This is a genomic window from Streptomyces olivochromogenes (assembly GCF_021538895.1).
Taxonomy (GTDB): Bacteria; Actinomycetota; Actinomycetes; order Streptomycetales; family Streptomycetaceae; genus Streptomyces; species Streptomyces olivochromogenes_A.
Map to the genome: position 1 here is coordinate 1 of NZ_JADDRL010000004.1, position 13,295 is coordinate 13,295.

Annotated in this window: 14 protein-coding genes; 2 read left to right on the forward strand and 12 right to left on the reverse strand. The window is 70.6% G+C overall.

The annotated features are described in order from the left end of the window. The 11 genes from phnC to IPZ69_RS02815 form a co-directional block, all read right to left on the reverse strand. Window positions 1-793: phosphonate ABC transporter ATP-binding protein (gene phnC / locus IPZ69_RS02775; protein WP_235452015.1), on the reverse strand; the 793-nt coding region annotated here is incomplete at its 3' end. 126 nt (window positions 794-919) lie between these two features. Beyond that, window positions 920-1,879, reverse strand: coding sequence for a phosphate/phosphite/phosphonate ABC transporter substrate-binding protein (locus IPZ69_RS02780; protein ID WP_235452016.1), 960 nt, complete (start codon window positions 1,877-1,879; stop codon window positions 920-922). 128 nt (window positions 1,880-2,007) lie between these two features. After that, window positions 2,008-2,139 (reverse strand): hypothetical protein, encoded by a 132-nt coding sequence (locus IPZ69_RS46845; RefSeq protein ID WP_268834157.1) that lies wholly within the window; start codon window positions 2,137-2,139, stop codon window positions 2,008-2,010. A gap of 91 nt (window positions 2,140-2,230) precedes the next feature. Further along, a complete protein-coding gene (locus IPZ69_RS02785; protein WP_235452017.1) occupies window positions 2,231-2,395 on the reverse strand; it encodes a hypothetical protein in 165 nt (54 codons plus the stop codon). Continuing rightward, complete coding sequence (locus tag IPZ69_RS02790) at window positions 2,392-3,636, reverse strand: MFS transporter (RefSeq protein ID WP_235452018.1); 1,245 nt, start codon at window positions 3,634-3,636, stop codon at window positions 2,392-2,394. The genes IPZ69_RS02785 and IPZ69_RS02790 overlap by 4 nt, the downstream gene beginning before the upstream one ends. Before the next feature lie 55 nt (window positions 3,637-3,691). Beyond that, window positions 3,692-4,162: a hypothetical protein gene (locus IPZ69_RS02795; protein ID WP_235452019.1), complete on the reverse strand. Its 471-nt coding sequence runs from the start codon at window positions 4,160-4,162 to the stop codon at window positions 3,692-3,694. 161 nt (window positions 4,163-4,323) lie between these two features. Continuing rightward, the gene (locus IPZ69_RS02800; protein ID WP_235452020.1) at window positions 4,324-4,539 is read right to left on the reverse strand and encodes a hypothetical protein; all 216 of its coding nucleotides are present in this window, start codon (window positions 4,537-4,539) and stop codon (window positions 4,324-4,326) included. Beyond that, on the reverse strand, window positions 4,536-5,627 hold the full coding sequence (locus tag IPZ69_RS02805) for an aKG-HExxH-type peptide beta-hydroxylase (RefSeq protein ID WP_235452021.1): 1,092 nt from the start codon (window positions 5,625-5,627) through the stop codon (window positions 4,536-4,538). Before IPZ69_RS02805 ends, IPZ69_RS02800 begins: the two co-directional genes overlap by 4 nt. Window positions 5,628-5,776: 149 nt before the next feature. Continuing rightward, on the reverse strand, window positions 5,777-5,908 hold the full coding sequence (locus IPZ69_RS46850; RefSeq protein ID WP_268834158.1) for a hypothetical protein: 132 nt from the start codon (window positions 5,906-5,908) through the stop codon (window positions 5,777-5,779). A gap of 3 nt (window positions 5,909-5,911) precedes the next feature. Continuing rightward, window positions 5,912-6,238, reverse strand: coding sequence for a hypothetical protein (locus IPZ69_RS02810; protein ID WP_235452022.1), 327 nt, complete (start codon window positions 6,236-6,238; stop codon window positions 5,912-5,914). After that, entirely contained in the window at window positions 6,235-7,305 is a 1,071-nt protein-coding gene (locus IPZ69_RS02815; protein WP_235452023.1) for a hypothetical protein, read from the reverse strand. Before IPZ69_RS02815 ends, IPZ69_RS02810 begins: the two co-directional genes overlap by 4 nt. A gap of 515 nt (window positions 7,306-7,820) precedes the next feature. Between IPZ69_RS02815 and fusA the strand changes: the two genes are divergently transcribed. Continuing rightward, window positions 7,821-9,911 carry an elongation factor G gene (fusA, locus tag IPZ69_RS02820; RefSeq protein WP_235452024.1) on the forward strand — a complete coding sequence of 697 codons (2,091 nt, stop codon included), beginning with the start codon at window positions 7,821-7,823 and terminating at the stop codon, window positions 9,909-9,911. A 55-nt stretch (window positions 9,912-9,966) separates the two neighbouring features. Here fusA and IPZ69_RS02825 read toward each other — a convergent pair whose 3' ends face one another. Next, the gene (locus tag IPZ69_RS02825) at window positions 9,967-11,760 is read right to left on the reverse strand and encodes a coagulation factor 5/8 type domain-containing protein (protein WP_235452025.1); all 1,794 of its coding nucleotides are present in this window, start codon (window positions 11,758-11,760) and stop codon (window positions 9,967-9,969) included. A gap of 213 nt (window positions 11,761-11,973) precedes the next feature. Here IPZ69_RS02825 and IPZ69_RS02830 point away from each other — a divergent pair, with 213 nt between their 5' ends. Next, window positions 11,974-13,290, forward strand: coding sequence for an ABC transporter substrate-binding protein (locus tag IPZ69_RS02830; RefSeq protein ID WP_235452026.1), 1,317 nt, complete (start codon window positions 11,974-11,976; stop codon window positions 13,288-13,290). The last annotated feature ends 5 nt before the right edge of the window (window positions 13,291-13,295 follow it).

Here is a 13,295-nt window from a genome sequence, read left to right on the forward strand (position 1 = left end):
CGGCGGTCAGGACGGCCGGGGCCGCGACGCCCAGCCGCGCGTACACGGACATCACGTCGTCCCGCGTCAGCCCGGCCACCGGGCTGTCCATCAGTACCCGGCCGGCCCGCAGGCCGATGATCCGGTGCCCCCAGGAGAGCGCCAGGTCGACCTGGTGCAGGCTGCACAGCACGGTGAGCCGCTCCTCCTCGCCGATCTCCTTGACCAGCCGCATGATCTGGGCCGAGGACTCCGGGTCGAGGGAGGCGACGGGCTCGTCGGCGAGCAGGATCTCCGGGCGCTGCATCAGCGCCCGGGCGACCGCCACCCGCTGCTGCTGCCCGCCGGAGAGGGTGTCCGCCCGCTGGAACGCCTGGTCGAGCAGGCCCACCCGGTCGAGGTGCCGCTGCGCCTCGCGCCGTACCTCCCGCGGATAGCCGATCAGTCCGAGGCGCGGGCCGCGCAGCCGGCCGAGCGCGCCGGTGCACACGTTCTCCAGCACGGTGAGGCTGCCGACGAGGTGGAACTGCTGGAAGACGAAGCCGACGCGGCGGCGCAGCCGGCGCAGGGCGGCCCCGTTTGCGCGGCCCACATCGGTGCCGAGGACGGTGACCGTGCCGGCGGTGGCCCGCTGCAGCCCGTCCACATGACGCAGCAGCGTCGACTTGCCGGACCCGGAGAGCCCGAGCAGCACGACCATCTCCCCGGCCCGTACGCTCAGCGAGACGTCGTCGAGCGCGCGCACATCGGAATCGAACTGCTTGCTGACGCCCTCGAATCGCACGACGGGTTCGGGAAGGTGGTCCGCGGTCATGGGGTGCTCCGACTCTTTTGTGAACTGAACTGCCGTAGGGAAAACCGGAATTGCGGGGCCATGGCCGCCGCAATCCCGGTCGTCCTCGTTATGCGTGACGGTGTGCGCGGAATTCGGCCGCGTGGGTCAGGACTTCACGCACTGCTTGTCCTTGGTGATGTCGCAGACCTTGCGGACGCCGTCGTAGTCGGAGTCGTCGACCTTCGCGTAACCCCAGTCGCCGGCGTCGTTCACCTCGCACTTGCCGCTGCCCGGGCAGAATCCGTGGCTCTTGAGGTAGTCGACGTTGGCCATGTTCTGGAAGGCCTTGGCGATCTTCTCCTTGAGGCCGGCGTCGAGGTCGTCGCTGATCGCCACCGGGGAGCCGGGGATCATGTCCGACTTCCACACCGTGGTGATCTCGCCCTTCTTGAGCTGACCCTTTTCGATCAGCTGCTTGTCGACCATCGTGTCGTAGGCGAATCCGGCCTCGCACTGGCCGCTCTTCACCGCGAGCACGGAGGCGTCGTGGCCGCCGGCCATCACCGGGGTGATGCCCTTCTCCACGTCGACGCCGGCGGCCAGGAGCCCGGCGCGCGGGTAGAGGTAGCCGGAGGTGGAGTTGGGGTCGACGAAGCAGACCTTCTTGCCCTTGAAGCCCTTGAGGTCCTTGACCTTCGAGCCCGCCTTGACGATTCCGTAGGACTGGTAGCCGGGCTTCGCGCCCTTCGTCTCGACACCGGCGGCGACCGGAGTGGTCTTCACTCCGGAACTCTTCGCCTGCACGTAGGAGAACGGTCCGTACGCGGCGATCTGGATCTTTCCGGAACGCTGGCCCTCGATGACGGCCGCGTAATTGGTGGCCTTCTGGAAGGTGATCTTCTTGCCGGTCTCCTTCTCCAGCAGCTTGATCACGGCCCCGTAGGAGGCCTGCAGGTCGGTGGAGTTCTCGGCGGGCACGGCGGCCATCACGAGAGTGTCGCCGCCCTTTCCGTCCGCCGACGTCGCGGACTTCGACGCGGCGCTTTCGCCGCAGCCGGCCAGGGTGAGTACGGAGGCGGCACCGAGGGCGAATACGCCGAGATTGCGCCGGTTCACAAGAAACATGGTGTGGCTTCTCCTCAAACGGCCCGCGGGGGCGCCGCCGGAACGATTTTGAACGGCACCCAGGCTGAGTCCGGGGCGTGCCGGGGCGGAGAAGCGATGGTTGCGCTCTGTCGAACGGGTCCGGTCTCTTACGAGCACCCGACCGGACGAGTCACCACGAGCGGGGGCTTAAGTACCTCCGTGGAGTTCACGTAGGCGGCCACCAGGTCCAGGTCGAGGGCCTTGATCACCTCGGGGCCGCGGACCACACCGTCGGTCACCGGTTGATGTCGCAGGAGTGGACGGGGATGTCCGGGTAGGTCCGCGCGAGGTAGTGGGTGGTGTCGCCGAGGTGGCAGCCCGTCTCGACGATCACGTCGGGGCGTAGGCCTCGACCAGGCAGTCGAAGGCGACGGCCGCCTCGATGTCGAAACCGAAGGGGCCGCCGCCGTCGCTGAGCGGGAAGCTGCCGTCGAGCTGCCGCCCGCCCATGCGGTGCGTGCGGCAGAAGTGCTCGTAGACCCGCTCGTGCGTCATCCGGAGGCTTCGCCCAGCGCCGGCTGTTTGCGGCGGACCGTGCGCAGCATCGACCACAGCGCGAACAGCAGCGGGATCGAGCCGGAGACGATCACCTGGTCGCGGCTCGTGACCAGGCTGTTCGGGGTGCCCAGCAGGAAGCCGAGGCCGATGCAGGACCGGGACAGGGCCTGGTAGCAGGCCCAGGCGCTGCCGTGCACCTCGGCGGGCACCTGGGTGTGCACCGCGTTGCGCAGACCGACGTTGCACACGCCGTTGCCGAAGCCGGCGAGCAGGAACAGCGGGAAGATCGCCGCCGCCATCGGGAGCAGCCCCGCGCACAGCAGGCCGAGGGAGATGCCGAGCACCCCGCCGAGGATGAGCGCGGTGTGCCGCCCCGACCAGCTCGCGCGGCCCGCCAGCAGCGCGCCCGGGATGGAGCCCAGCGCCCAGGTCGACAGGAACAGGCCGAACACGGTCTCGTTGCCGTGGGCGACGTCCCGCAGGTAGTAGACGCCCGCGACCCCCTCGATGCTGGTGGCCAGCATCGCCGCCGCCAGGGTGGCCAGCAGCGGTCCGACGACCGGCGCGGTGCGCAGCGCCTGGTAGCCGTCCGACAGTTTCGCGTCGGGCCGGCGGCCGATCGACACGTTCACCGAGCGGGGTACGGCGAGGGCCGTGCACCAGGCGAGGACGAGGAAGGAGACGCCGTCGGCGCCGAGCAGGAACGCCGTGCCCGACACGGAGTGCAGCAGGCCCGCCAGCGCCGGCCCGACCAGCCCGGCCGCCGAAAGACCGGCCGTGAGCCGGCTGTTGGCCCGGCTGGTGTGCTTCTCGCCCGCGACGACCGGGAGCATCTTGAAGCCGGCCGCCACCGACGCCACTCCGGCCAGCCCCGACACGGCGATGAGCCCGATCCTGAGGTGGAAGCCGTCGACCGCGGCGGCGGTGCCGAGGGACATCGCCTGGACCGCGAGGGCCCACAGGCACACGGACCGGGCGCTGACCCGGTCCACGAGGGACCCGATGAACGGCGCGGCGACGACGGTGGGCAGCAGGTCGGCGAGGAACACCTCCGTGACACCCCAGCGCATGCCCTTGTCCGCCGCGTCCAGGACCATGCCGAGGGTGGCGAGCGAGTCGCCGACGCGGGAGAAGAGCGTTCCGGCGATCAGTACCAGGGCGGGCGCCGGAACGAGGGAATTCCGGCGCAGCGCGGCGAATGCCCCGAACGCCGTCTTCCGCGTCTTCTGCGTGTCCAATCGAGTCCAATCCGTCCGCCTGCCAGGTCACTTCAAGGCCGAGCCGCGGAACAGATTAGGTCTGCGTACGCAGCAGAAGGGCGTCCACCGGCCATCCGTGCGCACCACCGCCCGTCACCTCCATGGTGACCCGGTGTTCGTATGCGAGTCCCATTTTCTCGGCCATGAGCCGTACTTCACCGGATGTCCACACGTGTTCTTCATGAATACCCATAACGCCCGGGAACGGATACGGGTCTCCCGCATGCGCCTCGATGAAGTAGTTGTGCCGCAAGTTCCGGGTGTCCGGAAGGAAGTCGACGCCGCGCCGGATGAGTCGCCTGTTGCCCCGCCGATCCTCGAACGAAACGGCGTCACACATTTCGCGCAGGTGGACAAAGCGCTTCAGGGACGACTCGTGGAAGGCGACGAGGACGACATGGCCGTCCGGGCGCACGGCGTCGCGCAGGTTCCGGATGACGTCCGGCGCGGCGGACTCGGAGGTGAAGGAGTTGAGCGTCACGTTGCCCAGCAGTGCGAGGTCCACCTCGCTTTTCGGCCAACCCGGGAGTCGAGGAGGTCGCCCGCGACGAACCGGGCCACCCCCGCGCACCGTTCGTGAAACCGCTCCCACGCCGACTGCGCGTTGTCGATACCCGTCAGATGAATGTCCGGAAAATGCCGGGCCAACGCGCTGATGATGCGCCCCTATCCGCAGCCGGCGTCCAGAACGGACCGGGCCGCGGTCATGTCGCACAGTTCGATGTACGCCGGCAGGTCCCAGGTCACCTGCCAGGCGGCCGGTTCCTCGAATTCGTAGAAAAGACCGGAGAAATATGACTGAACGGGGATCTCGGGGAAGTTCTCCAGGATTCCGGAGAACGGGCGGAAGAACCGGGACGGGGTGTGCACGGCGGCCGTCATGCGACGGCCGCCGCCCGGGACGCGAAGCGGTGGACCTGGTCGAGCGCGTCCGCCCGGTAGGGGCCCTCCGTGTCCCGGCCCTGAGCCCGCAGGGTCTCCCGGTGGGCGTCCATCACCGACGCGATCCAGTCGACCATCGCCCGTGCGTCCGGGCCGAGGGCCGAGCGCACCACCTCGCTGCGCGCCGCCGTGTCGAAGAACTGGGCCCGCTGCCAGTACTCGGTGAGCAGCCCGTCGCACACGTCACGGTCGGCCAGGCCGGCCGCCCGCACGCTCAGCAGCAACTCCAGCAGGTGCGCGTACACATGGATCGTCGACAGGATGCGCAGACAGTCCATCCGGCGGCGTTCGCCCGCGACCGGGTTCCACGGGATGCCGAACACCGCGCCGCTCAGATGGTTGTGGTCGGGCCGCACGAGCCGGCGGCAGACCAGCAGGTCGTAGAACTTCTGGTGGGCGGCCTCGTGCAGGATCGCGTCCGCCGTCCTCAACGCCCCCGCGAGCACCTGGGTGTTGAGGACGGACACGAACGGGGCCGGGACGATGAACGCCGACTCGACGATGCTGTCCTCGATCAGCACCGCGCCGCGCACGGACGACACGATCGAGAGGCCGAACTCCCCGAGCGCCTCCGTGATGAGCCCGAGTCCGCGTTCGACGGCGGCGGCGTGCGCGAGAGTCGCGGCCACATAGGTGTGCGGCACCGCGAGGTCCGCGCTGATCACCCTCCGCAGGGCCCGGCCGCCGGCGCTCGCCGACCAGTCGGTGGCGAGGGCGTAGCGGTGACCGGACAGCACCAGCTCGGTGACCGGCGCGACCGGGGCGAGCAGGGCCGTGCCGCTGCGCAGGGCGGCCGCCGCCTCCTCGGGGTCCTTGCGGGTGTGCAGGGAGCGGAAGGCGTCCAGGGTCGTGGCGCGCGCGACGCTCTGCGCGACGAGCGGTGCACCCGGTGGCGGACACGGGGGACGCAGTCCCGTGTGGGCGTGCAGCAGTTCGGCCGCGACGTCCGAGAAGGCCGCCATGTCGGCGTTGATGTCCGCCGCCGAACCGAAGGGACCGCTGCCGAGAAGATGCCGTGCCTGGGCCATGTCCTGCCCCTCGCCTCGTGGAGGAAGCCTCCTGGGTGGGTGCCGCCGCCCGTGGCGGCGCCGACGGGGCGCCACCGCGAGACGGGACGGATCACCGGGGTCGGTGCGTCCGGCGGCCCGCGGCCTGCCGGCTCACCCGTCGGCCGCGGTCAGCTGACCGCCGGGTACTGCGCCTGGATCTCGGGGATGACGGGGCTGGTGGAGCCGACCTCCTCCTCGGCGTCCGCGGCCGGCTCGGCCGGCTGCTCGACGTCGATCTTGGACTTGTCCTCGGAACTCACGGGTCACGCCTCCTCCCGTACGGGGATCCCCTGCCGCGACAGCGCACGGGGCGGCGCGGGGGCAGGGAGCTCTTCGAGGAGGCCCGCGCCGGCCAGGTCGCGCGCCCGGTGCGCGAGTTCCCGCCGGGCGTCGAGGACGTCCTTCTTCCGCAACTGCGCGTACCGGGCCACCAGTTCGTCCCCGATGAGGCCGCTCTCGAACAGCTTGAGCAGCAGGACGGAACCGGCGTCGATCTGCAGCACCCTCACCGGTGTCGTGGTGAAGACGAGGAACCTGCCCCTGATGCTCAGCGGGCGGTACTGAATGCCTTCCGCAAGCTTGTAGTTCACGTGTGCACCTCGGGCTGTGATGTGGCCTGCCAGGTCTGGAGGTTGCCGACGAGGCCCGCGGGCAGCGCGTCGCGGAGGACGGCCAGCATGCGGGTGAGCTCCCGGTGCAGCACCAGTCCGTCCGGGCCGAACTCGCGGCGCACGCTGTCGAGTTCGAGGGAGCCGAGGAGGAAGCCGCCCCGCTCCACCGCCGTGGTGAGTCTCCTGCGTACGGTCTGCGGGTCGCAGCCGGTGCGCTCCGGGTGTCCGGCGCGCAGCGCGGTCGCGTGCAGTACGGCGAGATGGACGTAGACGTGCGCGGCGCAGATGACACGGCCGGCGTTGAACCACCGCGGAGTCGCGTAGGCGAGGCTCCATGGCAGCAGGACGCGTGCACTGTGCTCGTCGGTGTAGACGGGCCGCATGAGCCGGCGGGTCAGGCGCAGTACGGCCATCTTCTCGTGCAGCGATTCGTGCAGGAGGGCGTCCGCGAGACCGAGCGTGTCCCCGTGCACCGTGGCGGCGGAGACGAAGACGGTTTCGGGCACCTGCGTGAGATAGAGACTGGGAATGGGCGAGTCGAGAACGACGATCTGGTGCACGAACGGCAGGACGCTGGCCGCGATTTCCGGAACCAGTTCGTCGAGCAGCAGCATCGCCCGGGAGATCCGTATTTCGTCGTCCGGTGTCACCTGGGACGGCCGGGCGTGTTCCCCGATTCCCTGCCGAGCCATGGCCGAGACGAAAAGCCGCTCGAACTCGGCTCCGGCGGAATCGTGAATCCAGTCCCGGGCGTGAATCCAGCATTCCGGTGCCGCCTGGACGCGCAGCGCGGTGGAGCCGTACGCCGTCCATTTCCGCAACGCCGGAATACCCTGCTCCGCACCGGCGAGTTGCCGGTCGAGGGCGCAACGCCTCAGGCAGACCGGTATCCGGTCGCCCTCGGCGGCGAGCCGTAGCTCCAGTGGATCGTCGAGTCCGGTGGCCCTGGCCGCACCCGAATAAAGGACGTCCCGGTCGGACAGGAGGGCGGCGGCATCGGCGACGACACCGGTCGTGGCCCAGGTGATGACGTCGCTCGTAGGCATGAAATCCGCCCATCCCGTAGGCTTTTGTTTCCGGACCCTTCGCCCCCTGTTCCCCCATATTCTCCGCAGCTTTATCCGAGCATGTCAACGACCGTTCTGGACGCCTAACTCCCGGTCCAGCGACGCTCCAGGCGCATTCGACCCGCGGTAATGCGAGCGGCTCCGGACGGTCGAAAACCAGGTGACCCGGCGGTGTCCGTCTTCCTACACTCGCCCCACAGCGCACCGCCGCCACGCGGCGGGTGCGCCGTCATGACCAGGAGTGGGACGAGTGAGGGGAGCAGACCGTGCGTGACCGCACCGCTGTCGCCGTTCCCCGTGCCCGGTACGAGGTGATCCTGGTGTCCTCGTCCGCCCGGTGCCCGCTGCGCGGCCGGCACCGGACCCCCGTGACGCCCGCCTGACCCCACCGTGTCAGGTACGGCGACGCCTGCCGGCAACCCGTCAGGCGGCCGCTGCGCACGGGACATCGCGCCGCCCTTTTCCGGAAACCCTCCTCGAAAGGCGATCGGGCCGTGCGCACCGACCTCCACCTTCACCCCACCCCCGCCGTCCGCAACCTGGGCATCCTCGCCCATGTCGACGCGGGCAAGACCACCCTCACCGAGCGGATCCTGTATGCGACCGGCACCACACACAAGCGCGGCGAGGTCCACGACGGCACGACCGTCACCGACTTCGACCCCCAGGAGCGCGACCGCGGCATCACCATCTTCGCCGCCGCGGTCAGCTGCGCCTGGGACGGCCACCGGATCAACCTGATCGACACCCCCGGTCACGTCGACTTCGCCGACGAGGTCGAACGGTCGCTGCGCGTGCTCGACGGCGCGGTCGCGGTGTTCGACGCCGTCGCCGGGGTCGAGCCGCAGAGCGAGTCGGTGTGGCGGCAGGCCGACCGGCACGGCGTTCCGCGGATCGCCTTCGTCAACAAGCTGGACCGCGCGGGCGCCGACCTGGACGCGGCCGTCGACTCGATCCGGCGGCGGCTGCACCCGGCCCCGCTCGTCGTGCAGTTGCCGATCGGCACCGAGGACGCCTTCACCGGCGTGGTGGATCTGCTGCGCATGCGGTCCCTGCTGTGGACCGACGGCGACGGCGGCGTTGGCGTCGGCGGCGGCGTCGGCCGCGTCGAGGAAGGCCCGGTGCCGCCGGAACTGCTGGACGAGGCACGGCGGCGGCGCCGGCTGCTGGAGGAGGCGGTGGCCGAGCTGCATCCGGCGGCGCTGGACGAGTTCTGCACGCCGTCCGGCGTCTCCACGCCGACCCTCGTGGCCGCCCTGCGCGACCTCACCCGCTCCGGCGACGGCGTGGTCGTGCTGTGCGGCTCGGCGTACCGCAACCGCGGGATCGAACCGCTGCTGGACGCGGTCTGCGCCTACCTGCCCTCACCGCTGGACGTACCCGCCGTGCGCGGCACGTACGACGGTGCCGAGCGGCGGCGGCCGGCCGACCCCGAAGCACCGTTCGCGGCGCTGGCGTTCAAGGTGAACGCGACCGCCACCGGACGGCTGACCCACCTGCGCGTCTACTCGGGCGCCGTCGCGAAGGGAGACACCGTGTGGGACCCGACCACGGGGCGCACCGAGCGCGTCGCGCGGATCCTGCGGGTGATGGCCGACCGGCACGTCCCGCTGGACCGGGCGGTCGCCGGGGACATCGTCGCCGTGGTGGGCCTCAAGTCCGCCCGGGCCGGCTCGACCCTGTGCGACCGGCAGGCGCCGATCGTGCTGGAACCGCCCGTGTCCGCCGACCCTGTGGTGTCCGTGGCGGTCGAGGCCCGCAGGAGCGCCGACACGGGGCGGCTGGCCACCGCGCTGGCCCGGCTCGCCGAGGAGGATCCGTCGCTGGTGGTGCGGACCGACCCGGAGACCGGCCAGACCGTGCTGTCCGGCATGGGCGAACTGCACCTGGAGGTGGCGGTGGAGAAGATCCGGCGTGACGGCGGCCTGGAGGTCACCGTGGGCCGGCCGCGCGTGTCCTACCGGGAGACGGTCGTCGAGGGCGTGTCCGGTCTGGTCTTCCGGCACGTCAAACAGGACGGCGGGGCGGGCCAGTTCGCCCATGTCGTGCTCGACGTGGAGCCCCTGACGGCCGAAGTCGGCACCACCGGCTTCGAGTTCCGCTCGACGGTGGTCGGCGGGCGCGTGCCGCAGGAGTACGTCCGCGCGGTCGAGGCCGGCTGCCGGGACGCCCTGGCCGAGGGCCCGCTCGGCGGTCATCCGGTGACGGGAGTGCGGGTCACCCTGACCGACGGGGCGACCCATGTGAAGGACTCCTCGGACACGGCCTTCCGCACGGCCGGCCGGCTCGGGCTGCGGCAGGCCCTGCGCGCCTGCGCGACGGCCTTGCTGGAACCGGTCGCCGAGGTCACGGTCACCGTGCCCGAGGAGGCCGTGGGCGGGGTGCTCGGCGACCTGTCGGCCCGGCGCGGCCGGGTCACGGGATCCGAGTCCCGCGGCGGCGCGGCGGTCCTCACCGCCACCGTGCCGCTGGCCGAACTGTTCGGCTACGCGACCCGGTTGCGCAGCCGCACCCAGGGCCGGGGCAGCTTCACCACCCGGCCCGCCGGGTACGTACCGGCGCCCGCCACGGCGCCGGTCGCGTAGCGGTCGCGGTGGCGCGGCGGCGGTTGCCGCCGCGCCCCGCGTCCCCGGTTCCTCGTCAGGGGTACGACACCACCGTCGACGGCGTGGTCGAGGTGCCCGACGTCGGCGCCCCGAAGTCGTTGACCACGTGCTCGTACTGCCCGTTCCCGCCGAGCGAGACGACCAGCAGGTTGTGGAACCGCACGCCCGGCCGGGCGGGCGCGGCGAAGCCGTGGTGCTGCACGATCGTCGGGTCGACGTTGTAGTAGCAGTAGCTGCCCAGGCCCCACCCCTCGTGCGCGGTGACGCCGTCGCCGACCTTGTAGGCGGCGTAGCCCTTGACCGGGCCGTTCTGGATCGCGGCCTGGTTCGGGGCGTCGTACGCCTTCTCGTTCTGGAAGAAGATCGTGCGGCCCCGCTGGCCGTTCCACTGCACGTCGTACTTGTTGAAGTGCTCGACGAACAGGCCGGTCGCCAGGACGTCGTGGCCGTTGACGACGACACCGTAGTCGGCCCGGTTGGTCTCCCAGCCGACGCCGGTGCCGTGGTCGGCGCGCCACACCCAGGTGTGGTCGACGATCGTGTGCCGGCTGTTGACGACCATGCTCGTGGTGGCCCGGCCCGCGCCCGCGCCGCCGATGCGCACGAACACGTCCTGCACGGTGGTGGGGTTGGCAAAGTGGTCCCGGGACGCGCCCGCGGGCCCGATCTCCAGCAGGGTCGGGGAGTTGACCGGTCCCGCGTCGACGAGGAAGCCCGCGAGGCGGACCCCGTCCACGTCGGCGACCTTCAGGGCGGTGACGCCGTTGTCGGGCACGATGGTCGCGTATCCCAGGCCCAGGACCACGGTGCCCGCACGGTTCACCTGGATCGGCCGGTCCACGTGGTAGATGCCCGGGGTGAGCAGCAGGTGAAGTCCCTGTGCGAGCGCCTGGTTGAGGGTCGCGGCGGTGACGCCGGGCCGGGCGACGTAGAACCGCGACAGCGGCAGGGACGTCCCGCGTGGTGTGCCGTTGCCCCAGGTGACCCCGCGCGCGTTCGTCCGCTTCTCGGGCAGGAAGACACGGAACTCGCCTCCGCCGACGTACAGGAAGGGCTTCTCGCGGGAGACCGGCGTCGTGTCGAGCGTGGTGTACGGCGGGTTCGGGAAGCTCTGCGCCGGGGCGCCCTCGACGCCGGAGAACACCATGTTCCACACGCCGTTGAGCCAGCTGCCGATCGCGCTGTCACGGGTGTACCACTGCTGCTGGGAGTACGGGCCGACCTGGCCGTCGATCCGGCTGTCCGCGATGTAGCCGCCGCTCGCCCAGCCGTAGCCGGTGGGGGAGAGGTTGAGGCCGCCGCGGACATGCATACGGCGGAAGGGCGCGGCCTGGGCGACGGCCCACCGGTTGGTCCCGTTCGCCGGGACCAGGGCCAGGTTCTCCGCCGAACGCCAGAAGTTCTGCGTGGCGTTGCCGTTGAACCAGCCCGCGTCGACCGTCACGTCCCCGTTGATGGTCGTGTCGTCCGGGGACAGGCCGAGGCCCGCGATGGACGTGTAGAAGCCGAGCTGGGCGTTGAGCCCGTGGTAAGTGCCGGGCTTGAACAGCAGGGCGTAGCGGCCGGTGCCGAACTGTGCCGACTCCTGCTGCCGGAACACCTGGTCCAGCCGGGCCTGGATGTCCGGCGTCGACGGGTCGAAGACCAGGACGCCCGGGCCGAGGTCGCCGCCGCCGGGCAGGGCGGCGGGGCGCTTTCGGGACGGGGCGGCCGACGCGGGCGCGGCTCCGCCCGCCACGGCCGAGGCGACGGCGGCCGCGCCGGCGGCGCCGAGCAGGGTTCTGCGGCCGACGGAGGGTCCCCGCGAAGCGGGGGAGTGGGAGGTCATGGGGCGGCTCTCCTCATTCAGGAAGCGAACGGTGGGGAGTTCGGGGAGCGCTCTCTCGCCGGGGAATGCTTCATGCGGTGAATGGACCCGTCAAGGGGTGCGACGAGAGTTCGTCGCACTCTGTCCAAACCCTTGACGGACCCGCCTTCCGAGGTTTAACTCACGTCCTAAATTAAGCCATGATGGCAATCCCGGAAGGGGACACCAGGACCCATGCGCACCATCCGAGCCGCTGCTGTCGGCGCCGTCACCCTGTCTCTCGCCCTCGCGGCCACGGCCTGCGGCGGCGGTTCGTCGACCGGCGGGGGGTCCGACAACTCGCCGAAGACGCTCACCTACTGGGCCTCCAACCAGGGCGCCAGCATCGCCGTCGACAAGAAGGTCCTCCAGCCCGAACTCGACAAGTTCGAGAAGCGCACGGGCATCAAGGTGAAGCTGGAGGTCGTCCCCTGGTCCGACCTGCTCAACCGGATCCTCACCGCGACCACCTCCGGCCAGGGTCCCGACGTGCTCAACATCGGCAACACCTGGAGCGCCTCGCTGCAGGCCACCGGCGCGCTGCTGCCCTGGGACGCGAAGAACTTCGCGAAGATCGGCGGCAAGGACCGGTTCGTCGACTCGGCGCTCGGCTCCACCGGCGCCGAGGGCAAGGACCCGGCGGCCGTCCCGCTGTACTCGATGGCCTACGCGCTCTACTACAACAAGCAGATCTTCGCCGACGCGGGCATCTCCAAGCCCCCGGCCACCTGGGACGAACTGGTCGCCGACGGCAAGAAGATATCCGCGAAGGGCAAGTCGGTCCTCGGCGCCGAAGGTTCGAACGTCGCGGAGAACATCCACCACGTCTTCGTCTTCGCCAAGCAGCACGGCGCGGACTTCTTCACCGCCGACGGCAAGCCCGACTTCACCAACGACAACGTGGTCGCCGCCGTCAAGCAGTACGTCGACCTGATGGCCAAGGACAAGGTCATCCCGACCGGCAACGCCGAGTACGCGCAGAACCAGTCCGTCAGCGACTTCGCCAAGGGCAAGCAGGCGATGCTGCTGTGGCAGTCCGCGTCCTCCAACCTCAAGTCGCAGGGCATGAGCGAGGACGCCTACGGCATCGCCCCCGTCCCCGTGCAGTCCGGCACCCCCGGCACCGGCGCCCAGGTCAACTCGATGGTCGCCGGCATCAACCTCGCCGTCTTCAAGAACACCGACAACCTCGACGGCGCCACCAAGTTCGTGAAGTTCATGACCAGCGACGCGGAACAGAAGATCCTCAACACCGCCTACAGCTCCATCCCGCCGGTCAAGGCCGCCCAGTCGGACGCCGCGTTCACCGCCCCGGCGAACGCCGTCCTGAAGGACACCCTGGCCACCAGCGCCGCCGCGCTGCCGCAGGTCGCCTCCGAGTCGCAGTTCGAGACCACGGTCGGTACGGCCGTCAAGGACCTGTTCGCGGACGCCGCCGCCGGACGCCCGGTGACCACCGACTCGGTGAAGGCGGCGCTCCAGAAGGCCCAGCAGCAGATGCCCGCGAAGTGAGCACC

Bases quoted from the DNA above. Each gene is read 5' to 3' on its own strand.
- IPZ69_RS02780 (WP_235452016.1), bottom strand. From the start codon at position 1,879: ATGTTTCTTGTGAACCGGCGCAATCTCGGCGTATTCGCCCTCGGTGCC.
- IPZ69_RS02785 (WP_235452017.1), bottom strand. From the start codon at position 2,395: ATGACGCACGAGCGGGTCTACGAGCACTTCTGCCGCACGCACCGCATG.
- IPZ69_RS02800 (WP_235452020.1), bottom strand. From the start codon at position 4,539: ATGACGGCCGCCGTGCACACCCCGTCCCGGTTCTTCCGCCCGTTCTCC.
- IPZ69_RS02805 (WP_235452021.1), bottom strand. From the start codon at position 5,627: ATGGCCCAGGCACGGCATCTTCTCGGCAGCGGTCCCTTCGGTTCGGCG.
- IPZ69_RS02815 (WP_235452023.1), bottom strand. From the start codon at position 7,305: ATGCCTACGAGCGACGTCATCACCTGGGCCACGACCGGTGTCGTCGCC.
- IPZ69_RS02825 (WP_235452025.1), bottom strand. From the start codon at position 11,760: ATGACCTCCCACTCCCCCGCTTCGCGGGGACCCTCCGTCGGCCGCAGA.
- IPZ69_RS02830 (WP_235452026.1), top strand. From the start codon at position 11,974: ATGCGCACCATCCGAGCCGCTGCTGTCGGCGCCGTCACCCTGTCTCTC.